The 12657-nt window shown below is 45.1% G+C and carries 13 protein-coding genes; 6 read left to right on the forward strand and 7 right to left on the reverse strand.

Annotation, left to right across the window (positions count from 1 at the left end; all coding sequences use genetic code 11):
• Positions 1 to 11: 11 nt before the first annotated feature.
• Together sucD and ACBP46_RS05235 are read left to right on the forward strand one after the other, a co-directional pair.
• The gene (gene sucD / locus ACBP46_RS05230; protein ID WP_077732997.1) at positions 12 to 893 is read left to right on the forward strand and encodes a succinate--CoA ligase subunit alpha; all 882 of its coding nucleotides are present in this window, start codon (positions 12 to 14) and stop codon (positions 891 to 893) included.
• Positions 894 to 955: 62 nt separating this feature from the next.
• The gene (locus ACBP46_RS05235; RefSeq protein ID WP_371015686.1) at positions 956 to 1915 is read left to right on the forward strand and encodes a DMT family transporter; all 960 of its coding nucleotides are present in this window, start codon (positions 956 to 958) and stop codon (positions 1913 to 1915) included.
• Here ACBP46_RS05235 and ACBP46_RS05240 read toward each other — a convergent pair.
• A complete protein-coding gene (locus ACBP46_RS05240) occupies positions 1873 to 2247 on the reverse strand; it encodes a YkgJ family cysteine cluster protein (RefSeq protein ID WP_371015687.1) in 375 nt (124 codons plus the stop codon). The genes ACBP46_RS05235 and ACBP46_RS05240 overlap by 43 nt on opposite strands.
• A 151-nt stretch (positions 2248 to 2398) precedes the next feature.
• On the opposite strand from ACBP46_RS05240, the gene nhaA reads away from it, so the two are divergent.
• From nhaA to ACBP46_RS05260, 4 genes are all read left to right on the forward strand, one after another.
• On the forward strand, positions 2399 to 3748 hold the full coding sequence (gene nhaA, locus ACBP46_RS05245; protein WP_371015688.1) for a Na+/H+ antiporter NhaA: 1350 nt from the start codon (positions 2399 to 2401) through the stop codon (positions 3746 to 3748).
• Between the two features lie 8 nt (positions 3749 to 3756).
• Positions 3757 to 4089: a ferredoxin FdxA gene (fdxA, locus tag ACBP46_RS05250; RefSeq protein WP_371015689.1), complete on the forward strand. Its 333-nt coding sequence runs from the start codon at positions 3757 to 3759 to the stop codon at positions 4087 to 4089.
• Between the two features lie 440 nt (positions 4090 to 4529).
• Entirely contained in the window at positions 4530 to 5021 is a 492-nt protein-coding gene (locus tag ACBP46_RS05255; protein WP_371015690.1) for a hypothetical protein, read from the forward strand.
• A 140-nt stretch (positions 5022 to 5161) separates the two neighbouring features.
• Positions 5162 to 5674 (forward strand): hypothetical protein, encoded by a 513-nt coding sequence (locus tag ACBP46_RS05260; protein WP_371015691.1) that lies wholly within the window; start codon positions 5162 to 5164, stop codon positions 5672 to 5674.
• Between the two features lie 16 nt (positions 5675 to 5690).
• On the opposite strand, the gene ACBP46_RS05265 is transcribed toward ACBP46_RS05260, so the two are convergent.
• From ACBP46_RS05265 to ACBP46_RS05290, 6 genes are all read right to left on the reverse strand, one after another.
• Positions 5691 to 7538 (reverse strand): ABC transporter ATP-binding protein, encoded by a 1848-nt coding sequence (locus ACBP46_RS05265; RefSeq protein WP_371015692.1) that lies wholly within the window; start codon positions 7536 to 7538, stop codon positions 5691 to 5693.
• Between the two features lie 103 nt (positions 7539 to 7641).
• Positions 7642 to 9369, reverse strand: a complete 1728-nt coding sequence (locus tag ACBP46_RS05270; RefSeq protein ID WP_371015693.1) for a ribonucleotide reductase N-terminal alpha domain-containing protein — start codon at positions 9367 to 9369, stop codon at positions 7642 to 7644.
• Positions 9359 to 10372: a ribonucleotide-diphosphate reductase subunit beta gene (locus ACBP46_RS05275; protein ID WP_371015694.1), complete on the reverse strand. Its 1014-nt coding sequence runs from the start codon at positions 10370 to 10372 to the stop codon at positions 9359 to 9361. Before ACBP46_RS05275 ends, ACBP46_RS05270 begins: the two co-directional genes overlap by 11 nt.
• A 1092-nt stretch (positions 10373 to 11464) precedes the next feature.
• Positions 11465 to 11755 carry a hypothetical protein gene (locus tag ACBP46_RS05280; protein WP_371015695.1) on the reverse strand — a complete coding sequence of 97 codons (291 nt, stop codon included), beginning with the start codon at positions 11753 to 11755 and terminating at the stop codon, positions 11465 to 11467.
• A gap of 89 nt (positions 11756 to 11844) precedes the next feature.
• The gene (locus tag ACBP46_RS05285) at positions 11845 to 12150 is read right to left on the reverse strand and encodes a hypothetical protein (RefSeq protein WP_371015696.1); all 306 of its coding nucleotides are present in this window, start codon (positions 12148 to 12150) and stop codon (positions 11845 to 11847) included.
• Between the two features lie 71 nt (positions 12151 to 12221).
• Entirely contained in the window at positions 12222 to 12647 is a 426-nt protein-coding gene (locus tag ACBP46_RS05290; RefSeq protein ID WP_371015697.1) for a hypothetical protein, read from the reverse strand.
• Positions 12648 to 12657 lie beyond the last annotated feature (10 nt).

The raw sequence follows: 12657 nt of genomic DNA on the forward strand, positions 1-12657 counted from the left end.
GGATTGTTTACATGTCAATTTTGATCAACAAAGATACCAAGGTCATTACACAAGGTATTACGGGTAAAACCGGTCAGTTCCACACACGCATGTGCCGCGAGTACGGCAATGGTATGGAAGCCTTTGTCGCTGGCGTAAACCCACGCCGTGCAGGTGAGGATTTCGAGGGTGTACCTATTTACGCTACAGTAAAAGATGCGCGTGATGCGACTGGTGCGACGGTTTCTGTTATTTATGTACCGCCAGCAGGTGCTGCCGATGCCATTTGGGAAGCCGTGGATGCAGATCTAGATCTCGTCATTTGTATTACCGAAGGCATTCCTGTGCGTGATATGCTCGAGTTACGTAATCGCATGCGCGATGAAAACAAGAAAACCTTGCTGCTCGGCCCTAACTGCCCCGGTTTAATTGTTCCTGATGAAATTAAAATCGGTATTATGCCAGGCCATATCCATCGCAAAGGTCGTATTGGTGTGGTAAGCCGCTCTGGTACGCTTACGTATGAAGCGGTTGCTCAATTAACCGAGCTCGGTCTAGGCCAATCCGCTGCCGTAGGTATTGGTGGCGACCCAATCAATGGATTAAAACACATTGATGTGTTGAAAATGTTCAACGACGACCCCGATACCGACGCCGTTATCATGATTGGCGAAATCGGTGGTCCAGATGAAGTTAACGCAGCACGTTGGGCTAAAGACAACATGACCAAACCTATTGTTGGCTTTATCGCAGGTGTTACTGCGCCTCCCGGAAAACGTATGGGTCATGCAGGTGCTTTAATTTCTGGTGGTGATGACACCGCCGATGCGAAATTAGCTGTAATGGAAGAGTGCGGTATCAAAACCACACGCGATCCATCCGAAATGGGCAAGCTTTTGAAATCTATTTTGTAATCAATAGATGATAAAGCCTGTCTAAACAAACCCCGCTCTGGCGGGGTTTGTTGTATGTTGTTATGTTTACTTATCTAATAATTAAAGCCATGACACAACAACGACAAGGTTTAACTCCCCAAGCAACCAGTCTTATGGTCTTGTTGTGCTTTGCTTGGGCTTTGGCGCAAGTAGGTTTGAAATACACCGCGTATGATATGGCGGCAACTTTACAAATTGCATTGCGTTCACTTGGCGGAGCAGTGCTGACATGGTGTTTTGTTCGTTGGCGCGGGCAGCGTTTATTTACCTTGGCCGGAGCTTGGAAACCAGGGCTATTAGTTGGGGTGCTTTTTGCAGGGGAATTCTTTTTTGTTGGTGAGGCTCTACGCTATACCACTGCTTCGCATGTATCCATTTTTCTTTATACCGCTCCGATTTTTGCTGCCTTAGGTTTACATTTTTTCTCACCTGATGAACGTTTGCAGCCTTTACAGTGGCTAGGGGTTTTGTTGGCGTTTGTGGGTGTAGCAGTTAGCTTTCTTGGTCGCGAAACCACCACGACTACGCTTACTAGCCCTAATATGTTGTTAGGCGATGGCTTGGCCCTGCTAGGCGGCTTATTTTGGGGGGCTACTACTGTAGTGGTACGCGGCACCTGCTTAAAAAATGCGCCCGCCACAGAAACTTTGTTTTATCAATTAATAGGGGCTTTTGTTATTTTATTGAGTGGGGCCTTTTTAACTGGGCAAACGGCCATCCACTGGAGCTGGGCACTGGTTGCTAATTTAGCTTTTCAAACTGTAGTGGTGTCTTTTGCTAGCTTATTGGTTTGGTTTTGGTTATTACGCAAATACTTGGCTTCTCGTTTAGGGGTTTTGTCATTTATGACCCCTTTATTTGGGGTGATGTTGGGCGTAATATTACTAAATGAACACATAGAGCGCAGCTTTGTTATGGGGGCTGCCTGCGTGGTTTTAGGTATTATTTTAGTCAGTGGCTATGATTGGTTTTTTAAAAAAGGCATGGCTAAGCCCAACTGATAACGTAAACGTAGGCAATCAGGATTCATCATTCCCTGATCATCAAGCACATTAAACTCACGGCAAGGACTGGGTCTGTTTTCGTAAATAGTGCAATGCACGCCGGGCTTGCCTAACTCCCCGCGCAGCGCAATACAGCGGCCTTGGCCTAGTTCTGTACCTTTCATACACGCCCGTAACGGGCCTATTTGAGTGGTTAGTTCTGCAGGGACTAGACCTCCAGTGGGCCCTTTTAGTTCACCACTATAAAAAGACACCCGAAAATGGGCACAACAAGCCCCGCAACTTAAACATGGGTTTGCGTTACTTGGGTTATCGGATAATACATGCATGTGGTAGGAATACAAACAAGTTATGTTGGTAGCAGGTTTGCATAGCTAAAAAATATACGTTACGCTTTACGTGGGTATTTGTCTAGCATGGGGCTAGGTAAATAGGTAACGTACAGGTCGGGCCGCCTGTGCATTTCATTATTTTAAGGTTATGAAAAATAATACCTCACCCAATCAGCTCCCGCTTGGCCATCGTCTTGCTCAGTCCATTTCGGATCAATTCACTCGTTTAACTCATATCGAAGCCTTTGGTGGCATAGTTTTAATTGCTGCCGCTGTGGCTGCTCTTGTGTGGGCGAATTCGTCCTATGCACAGCAGTATTTCGATTTTTGGGGACAAACGCTGGGGATAGAGCTTGGTGATTTCGCCATGTCGGGAAGCCTGCATTTTTGGGTTAATGATGCCTTAATGACTGCTTTTTTTCTAGTGGTCGGGATGGAGATTAGACGAGAAATACACGAAGGGGCTTTATCCAGCTTTACTCAAGCCTCCTTACCCTTGGTAGCAGCAGCAGGCGGTGTGATCGTGCCTGCTTTGATTTATCTGATGATAAATACGGATCCAGTACAGGGTAGAGGTTGGGCTGTGCCCACCGCAACAGATATTGCTTTTGCGGTGGGAGTGCTCGCTTTGTTAGGGCGGTCTATACCGTCTAATGTGCGTATTATGCTTTTGGCAATTGCCATTATCGATGATGTGGTCGCGGTACTTATCATTGCTTTTTTCTATTCAGGAGGGTTGGATTACAGTGGTCTCTGGCTCATCGTAGCGGGCATAGCCTTGGTGATGCTTTGGCAGCGCTTAGGGGTTGCTTCCGCTTTTGCTTATTTGCTACCTGGAGCTGTGCTGTGGTTTGGGGTACTTCAACTGGGGGCACATCCCACTTTAGCGGGTGTAATTCTAGGTTTAATGACCCCCGTGTATGCGCGTCCTTTACGGGCTGATCCACTAACAGTAGTCGAAGAAAACATGCAGCGCATCAAAGCGCAAGCACAATACTCAGATAAAGACGAGTTAGTGATATTGCAGTCTATAGAGAAAGTGCGCGAGGCGCATCGCGAGCTATTACCACCTGTAGCCCGAGTGCAAATGCAGTTGCACCCTTGGGTTGCGTTTCTTGTCATGCCCGTTTTTGCCTTAGCGAATGCGGGCGTAAGCTTTCAAGGCTTAGAGGTCAGTGCCGGAGGAGCGCAATCGGTGATGTGGGGGGTTATTCTTGCTTTGGTTATAGGCAAACCGCTAGGTATTTTTATAGCGTGTCGTTTGGCGGTGGCTTTAAAAGTCTGTCAGTTAGCCGAAGGGGTAACTTGGTCAGGCATCACGCTAATAGGTTTATTGGCTGGGATTGGTTTTACCATGTCAATTTTTATTGGCACGCTGGCTTTTGATAATGAAAGTCTGCTCAATGCTGCTAAACTAGGGGTGTTATTAGCTTCTTCTAGCGCTGCTTTATTAGGATTATTGTGGGGCGCATGGTATGTGCGCCGCCTCAATAAGTAGTAAAAATTATGCCCTTTGTTGTTACTGAATCCTGTATTCAATGTAAATACACAGACTGTGTTGCCGTTTGTCCCATGGATTGTTTCTTCGAGGGGCCTAATTTTTTGGTGATTCACCCTGACGAGTGCATTGACTGTTCTATTTGTGTGGCCGAATGCCCAGTAAATGCCATTGTTAATGCCAGTGAAATCAGTGCGGATCAGGCTGAGTTTGTCGAGCTTAATGCTCGGCTCGCTCAGCATCCTGACTGGAAACGTATTCGCATCTCAAAAGCACCTTTGCCCGAGCACGAGCATTGGAAGCACCAGTCATCTAAAAGACATTTACTCCAACTACCTTAATTCAGCCAGCCACTGCTTAGGCTGGGTAGTAGGGGGTACACTTAGACAATAATGATACACGCCGCACCTATGCAAGGCTGTGTCTTCTAAGGTCCTATCAATAGGCGACAATGCGGTCCTTCCTACTTGAACATAATCGTATAGATCAATCTTTTGGGTGTGGATTGCTCTCGGGCAGTGGGCAACCTGCCTAGTCACGCAGAGCAAGCGCTTTTAGTTATGGGGTTAGCTCTTGCTGGTGCTTTATATAAAAAAGAAAGTGAGTAGGTTGATCTAGTGCACGGCAAACCTCGCCCTAGAGGGTGGGGAAAGATAGCGCAGATGCCATAGGTGCCCTTCGCCTTTAGACGGAAAAAGATATCAAAGAGTACAGTGAATGCAAGTCATAATGAATAAAAAGCATTACAATCAAATCTTTGTTATTTTATTGTGGAATCTTTATGTGGTGGCTAGTCATAGCAATAGTACTGATAGCGGTTGTGCTTATGGTCAAAGGCGGCAGCTGGTATTTTCGCGAAGATAATAGCGTTGAGTACGCACCTATAAAACGTAAAGGTGCCTATTTTATTGGGGTTGGTGCTATTCTTTTATTAAGCTTGGCATTTTGGAATGAGTTTGTTTATAAAAAATCCCAAAGCGCACAGCAGCGCGAGGAGAAACGTATCGCTGCTATTTGCACAGATGTGGTTAAGGCCTTTAATAAAACCAAAGAAGATGTCGAGGCAAGCCTTACCGATATGAAGCTAGTGCAGTTTCCATTTTTACCAAAAACTTCCTCTAAAGCCCTAGGTCAATGTCAATTTTCTATTGTGGCAACGGTAGAGGCTAGTCATAGAACAGACGGCACCCACAGTAAAACGTATAACGCTTTGGTCGAGTTTGAGCCTCAACAAGAAACCTGGTATGTACGTCAGGTAGAGTGGTTAGACTAAGCGCAAAGTTGGCCTCAGATTTCAAGTCGTTGTGTTGTATGGAATCACCTAGATACCGAGTATTAAGATAATTCAGCGATCTTAACCGTAAGGTACGAGATGGCTTTGTTTTTTAACGCTTTATTACGGAGATAAAAGCTATGACAATTACGAGACAAGGAAGTAATGTAGGCGTTTGGTTTCAAGCCGATGAGTGGGGGCAGTTAACTGGGGGGTTGCCTATCTATCGTGGTTTTACTCGACCTCTTGAGTCTGAGACGGTGCATTTAAAAGCCCCCAGCAATCGGCCCCCTAAAAATATCCCTGAACATGATCACCATGCTATTGATGCTTGGTTTCTTGAGCGTTTTGGTGCCCCTTTTCGTTCTGGAGCTATTTATGGCACTGGGAATTTTGAAAAAGCCGTTGCTCATGCGGGGCCGGAAGGAGAGGTAGCATTAATGCGCCCTAATGCCGAGTTTGCGTTTTGCTGGAGTCCGCATAGCTATGACCTAGTGGGTGAGTATGCACAACGCGAAGCGGACTCCGATTTGATTACTTTTTTAGAAGGGCTGCAGTTTCAACAGCATGATCTTGAGCAAGCCATTTTGTCTGGTCATGAAATTATGCTAATTAGTCCTTCTTTTACTATAGAGCGCGTACTAAGTATTTAAGTCGAATTTACGTTTTTTAGGTTGAGCTTTTTGATTCGGTTTCCCCTAAAAAGCCACCACTTTGATGCCGCCATAAACGAGCATAAATGCCATCTAAAGCAAGTAGCTCGTGGTGGCTACCACTTTCTATGATTTTGCCTTTATCCATTACGATTAGGCGATCCATGGCAGCAATGGTTGATAAGCGATGGGCAATAGCAATTACCGTTTTGCCTTGCATTAGTCGATCTAGGCTGCTTTGTATAGCCACTTCGACCTCAGAATCTAAAGCACTAGTGGCTTCATCTAACAGCAAAATAGGTGCATCTTTTAACATGACACGTGCAATGGCTACCCGTTGTCGTTGACCTCCGGATAATTTCACTCCACGTTCGCCAACCTGAGCTTCATAACCCGAATTACCATACCGATCATTTAAGCGTTCAATGAATTCAGCTGCTTCTGCTTGTAGTGCTGCGGCGTGCATCTCTGCCTCTGTGGCATCCGGATTGCCGTACAGAATATTTTCTCGCATTGATCGGTGTAATAACGAAGTGTCTTGGGTCACCATCCCAATGGCTTGGCGTAAACTGTCTTGGGTAACTAAGGCAATGTCTTGGTTATCTATGAGTATTCGACCCTGTTGAGGCTCATGAAACCTAAGTAATAAGTTCACCAAAGTGGATTTGCCTGCCCCAGAGCGACCAATTAAACCAATGCGCTCTCCTGGTTTAATCGTGAGATTGAGTTGATTAATAATGGGTTGCGGGCTGTCTTTATAACCAAAAAGTACGTTCTCAAAACGAATTTCGCCCGTTTTTACTTGTAAAGGCAAAGCATTAGGGTGATCAGTGATGGTTTTAGGTTGGCTTAGGGTATGCATGCCGTCTTGAATAGTACCTATGTTTTCAAAGAGGCTGGTCATTTGCCACATAATCCAATGCGAATAACCTGATAGACGCAATGCCATTGCTATTACAGCTGCTACTACGCCTGCGCTGGCTTGGTTGATAGACCATAAATACAAGGCCGTGCCAGTAGACCCCAGTAATAGGGCAGTGATCATAATATGGTTAGTGGTTTCAAATAGACTGACCAAGCGCATTTGCTTGTAGCCAGTTTGCTTGAACGCATCCATGGCACGTCGGGCATAATCCGCCTCGCGTTGGCTATGTGCAAATAATTTCACTGTAGCAATATTTGTATACGCATCCGTAATGCGGCCTGTCATTAATGAGCGGGCGTCTGCTTGTTCTTTGCCTACTTTACCTAGGCGGGGCACAAAATACCAACAGGCACCACTATAAGCGAGCACCCAAATGATGAAAGGAATAAGCAAGCGGATTTCGAAGCTACCTGCAAGAATCAAAATACCGATTAAATACACCACCACACCCACCAGCACATCCACCACTACAAACACTACATCCCGCACAGCAAGCGCTGTTTGCATGACTTTGGTTGTGATGCGACCGGCAAATTCGTCGGCGTAAAAAGAAAGACTTTGACCCAGCATGTGGCGATGAAATAGCCAACGTAAACGCATAGGGAAATTGATGGCGAGGACTTGATGCATTACCATGGTATGCAAGACTAAAACAGCAATGCTGCCTAGTAAAATGGCCCCTATGCCAACTAAGGCCGACCGCTGCTCGGCCCAAAGCTCTGTAGGCGCAATAGCACCTAGCCAGTCCACAACTTGGCTTAATACAGCAAATAAAAATGCCTCGTAGCCAGCCATAACGGCCGAGGTGAAAGTAAGTAAACCTATCCAACCCCGTATTCCTGTGGTTGAGCGCCACATAAAAGAAAAAAAGGTTGCGGGTAATTTTTGTGAGCTTGGTGTGGGGTAGGGTTGGACGCGGCGTTCAAAAAAAGAAAACACAAGCTACCTATAAATAAAAACAAAATCTATAAAAGTAAAAACCCCGTAAAAGCACAAGATGGATTGGACTTTTACGGGGCCTAATGGCGTGCTTAAAGGTGTTTTAAGCAGAGCAAGATAAACATTCATCTGGTACCACTACACCGCTCTTTGAGTAGAAGTAGTATTGGCTGAGAATGTTTTCATCCAAAAATGCCATGGTGATTAATTCAGCGATTTGGTCTTCGGAGCCTTCATCTGCAACAAAGAAGTTGAGCGACTGACCTTGACACGTGTATTTCTGACGCTGAGAAGCATGGCGTAAAATAATTTTTTGCTCGACCTCGTATGCGTTCATGAAGACTTGCTTTTCTTCATCGGTGAGCCAGTCTACATGTTGGACACTACCGATATGATTAATGATATCGCGAATAGTGTCTTCGTTGTACACCCCTTTTTCTTTCATTTTTTCATAGAAAACGGGTGGGATACGACGTAATTCACCTACAGCTGAGGCCATATCAAAAACCATGCCTGGGTCAGGAGACCATGATTCACTTACACCGCCCATTAATAGCGCTGTGGATTTGGTTGGCGCGTAGGCGGTACGATGGGTATTGCGCACGCCATAACCTTTACACCACTCGGGTTCACCAAATTTTTCAGCTAGCCACTGTGAGGCACGTAATGACTCATCGTGGATGTGCTTGGCCATTTCATTAGAAAGAAATTGGGCTTCTAGGCTTGCGTACGGAATATTTTTTGCTTGGAGGTAGGTGTGAAAGCCCATTGCGCCTAAACCAATTGCACGACCTCGGATAGTGAAGTCACGTACTTTTTCTAGGCCTGGTACACCTTCGCTGTTGCGAATAAAGTCTTCACATAAGCAATCAAGGAACACAGTCGCAATAAAGACTGAGTCAGAGTCTTTGATCTTATCCCAGTTGGCTAAGTTCATTGAAGCCAAAATGCAAGAGTACGTGTAGTCCTCAGAGCTGTGCAGCATAATTTCAGTACAAAGGTTGGTGGCTTTAATGTCTAAGCCATGCGCCTTATACATTTCTGGGCGTTGACGGTTAGCTTTGTCAATAAAGAAAAAATAGCCTTTACCTGTAACAAGCTTAACGTAGAGGGCGCGGGTAAATTTGCGTTGAGCCTCTGGATCACCATTTTTTAATGCTTCAACAAAGGTATCGCGTACTGTCCAGCCAAAGTTTTTACCGTCAGGATCACGCATGAGCAGATCTACGGCTTCGTCCCAATCGGCGTGTTCTATATCTAGGTAGCCGGCTACTGCGCCACGACGGTTACCGCCCTGGCTGATTTTTGAAGCACATGTAAAGAAGTCTTCCATGACAGGAATAGGGCCACTGGCTTCACCACCTGCAGTGATGGGAGCACCGCGTGGGCGGATGGAGCTGAAGTCTGCACTAGTGCCAAAACCATTTTTAGACAGCAATGCCATTTCTTTGAGGCCATCGTAGAAAGACACAACACTGTCACCAATAAACTGACCAGAGCAAGACACATTCATGCCTCGATCTGTACCTGTGTTTGACAGAGCAGGAGTCGCGGGGGACAAGATTCCATCCCAAAGCTCGTTAAAGAAAAGCTCTTCCCACTTTTCTTCCTCGCCCACCATGTATTGGGCTAGAGTTTTGGCAATAGTACGGTGACGGCCTAGTAAAGCAGGCTCGTCTTTGTACTGATACTTTTCTTTGAAAAGTTGCCAGCCTTGAGTGATGTACCAGGAGGGAAGATGTCCAATTTCTTGTAGATGCTTGCGCTCGGCGCTGAGCTGCTCAAACATCTGTACTTTTTCTTCGCTAATCCCTGACTGTCTAAAGGACATTTTCTACCTCATTTCTAAATGTAAGCTTGTAACGATCCCAGTTGCGGCGGTATTGAATTTGGGTGCCAGCAAAGAAGTCTGGGACTTTTACCGTATTAAGTTGGTTGTAGAACCACCCAGAAATAAGCCCAGGTTCTTGATCGAACATAGGGGGCATTTCTAAACGCTCAAGCACGATATTGATACGGTCGCGTACAAACTCGAGAAGCTCTTCTTTGGTAGTGACGCGGTTGCCTGGTACTTCGAACATCAAGTCAATAATGCGACTTTCATGTAAGTAAAGCATCTCCGCCATTTTCCAAATGGATTCACGTAGCTTTTTGTCATCGTCTTCACTGTGATAGCCCATGACTTGGCGTTCGTGTTTGCACTCTTTGTGCAAGAAGCTAGAGGCAATGGAGTGAAAGTTCTCGTCTTTAGCGGATGCATCAATGCCAGAGACAAAATGGGGAATTAAGTTAAAGCCGCGGCTGTTAAAGCCTTTGAAAAAACCAAAAGCGGAATACAACACAACGCCTTCGAGTAGAGCAAGAGCAGCTGTAACCTCGAGAGGACAATCGCCTTCAGCATAACGGTCAATAAAAGCAATACGGTCTGCCAACACAGAATCGCGTTTCCACTGAGAGTAAAACTCGTCAGTTGAGTTACCCATAACGACGTTACCAATATCGTAGAAAGGAGCGTGTACGTGTAGCTCTACGTCTGTGAATTTAGCGCACATACGAGCAATCTCTGGACGCGGAAACATTTTGGGGATTTTACCGCCCCAAAGGTTTTCGCCGCCGAGCATTAATTCGTATTGGGTCAAAATGGACTGAGCGGTGATGACGCCGTGCAATTCGGCTTTATTTAGATTGATCTTGAAATCTTGCTCGTCTTCTTCGACGCCTAATTCCTCGGCAGTCCAATAGATGTCTTGTTGACCAATGGCCATTTCGGTAGCCCATGGATACCTAGCTACGTAGGAATCGGTAGGCGTTTCTATTTGACTTTTATAGATCATAAACTCCTAGTCCTTTTCTGTGTTAGTTCGTAATCTGTGGCGCAGACGCGATATAACAACGCAGCAACAAGCTGTGACTGGTCGCGGTCCGTGCAGCAGGACGTCCCTGTAGGGAATAAGTTAATTGGGAAATTCGGGGTAATTCAGCTTTGGTTCTGAATTTATAACACACTGTACATCTATACAGTGTAGTGTAATCTGGTGTTAACGATACTTAAAAATTCGGTTTATGCGGTGCTGCACGTAAGGTGTTTCGGTACAGCGCTTGTGACTCGATCTGATCTTGGGGTAAGTCCCTGAGTAAAGCTAAAAGGTAGATCACGACAAGTCATGTGCAAATTAATTCAAAATATCTAGTTAACGAGAGAGTATGTTGTGGAGTAACCAGTCAACGAGAAATGTGCGTTGAAACTTGCCCCGCTAAAAGGGCAAGGAGCTATTCTAGTACAACAATTTGTCCCGTTAAAGCCTAAAGTAAAACGCTTGATTATCTGCGAAGCACTGACTTTATGATGTGAAGCCGATGATGCCTAGCTTTGGGCTCGTTACGACGTGAGATGCCAAGGCTTGTAAGGCAGCACATTGGGTAAACTCTGTTGTTTTTAAGCCTTGCTTAGTAACCACAGTTTTTAACCAAAACCACAACATTTAGTGTCGCATGGGTAAATAATACGCCTAGGTTGTGGTTTAAAGCAAGTCGATCACTACGGTTTGTGGGGGTTTAAATTGTGTGCAATTATAAAATTGCAGTGCAACATATAGCTTGTTTTAGCTTCAGCTAAGGACGCCAAGCATATGATTAATCGACGACTTAGACCATTTCTCTTGCTGAAAAAAAGCAGAAAAACTAGCTTTATGGCAGCAATATTTCGTCGTTTTTTTGCTGACATGGTGCATCATTATATGAACAAGAAATTGCGATTAAGTTTTAGCCAAATGGTTGGCCGTAAAAACAAGACATCATTTGGAATGAGCTAGGTAGGCGCAGTCTATCAGAGCAGGCACCCCAATACACTAGAGAGCTACCTCGCACAGGTCGGCCCTAAGCCCAAGTGCTAATGCAGTGGCTACATAACACAGCAAAATGTGTTTTTAGTGAGTATTAGGATTAATAGGTTTTAGATTATTTTTACCAATAATAGCGACTGCCATATCCAACGATTTTTCTATGCGCGCTTGCATGGTGTCTTTAGCTAACTGAGGCAATTGATATTTTTCGCTGATCTCCGTGGCGATTTCATGTAGCAGAGCTAAAGTTTCTTGAGGGTTGGCTGTTTTGGCCGCAAACATAGCAATATGTGAGGTAATTAGAGCTTGATCAGCGAGAGCAATGCCCAATAATGTTTGCTGGTCTTGGACAGAAGTAGGGGAGGAGTCAGACATGGGTAATAATGATAAATAAAAATAAAGGCAAGTTTAAGCCGATTAGGCTTAATGCCAAGCAACACTTGTGGTGTTTAAATACTAAAAGACTATTGCAGACGTTTTTTAGCTATGGTTAATTGTTCTTGAGTAAAAAGGGCCGACCACGGCTCTTGTTGCACTAAGTATTCCACTGAGTACTGCAGATTTTCTAATCCCGTCAAGGCTAAGTTGGCTAAACCATCACCCACACGCTCATTCGCTAGCACGCGGTCTGCAGCGGCCTTGGCTCCGATTTGATTCACCATTTTACTAAGACGTGTAAAACGTACGGGCGGCTCTAAACCGGCGGCATGTTGGATAATAGTACGTAAAGCGGTTTCAAATTCCTGCTCAAGCGTGGTACCAGTAGACATTATTTACTTAATATAAAGACAAAAGCTAAAAATTATGCCCCTAATCGGGAAAGTCTGTCAAATAACGTCTGTCAAAGCACCTTATTGACTTGGTCCTCTGTAAAGAAAACCGAGTCACCTTCTTGGAAAATACTGTTGGCGACCAACTGCTGCGTAATCACCCCACGGTAGTACACACTATTTGTTTGCTCAGGTAGCTCTTTAATGCGGGCGGGTATGTATTTTTCTGTGGTTAAAGCAATAAGTTGCACTTCATCATTTATTTGTAGTTCTAGTGCCCCAGGGTAGCGATCATAGTCATGGTGACCCACTACGACTCGGAAAGCGCTGGGACGATGTTTAACGTAATGTTCTTTTAGTGTTTTATGTAGCGCTAAGATTCGTTGGGCATCAGTGGAGTGTGGGGTAGAGGCAGGATCAAGCAGTTCTTGCTCAAGTTGGGGGCTAAGCGTTATCTGTAAAAGCTGAGCTAATAAAACAAGCTGAGAGGGGCTCATAATAAAATCA

It is taken from the genome of Paenalcaligenes hominis, from assembly GCF_041359055.1.
GTDB classification, from domain to species: domain Bacteria; phylum Pseudomonadota; class Gammaproteobacteria; order Burkholderiales; family Burkholderiaceae_B; genus Paenalcaligenes; species Paenalcaligenes hominis_A.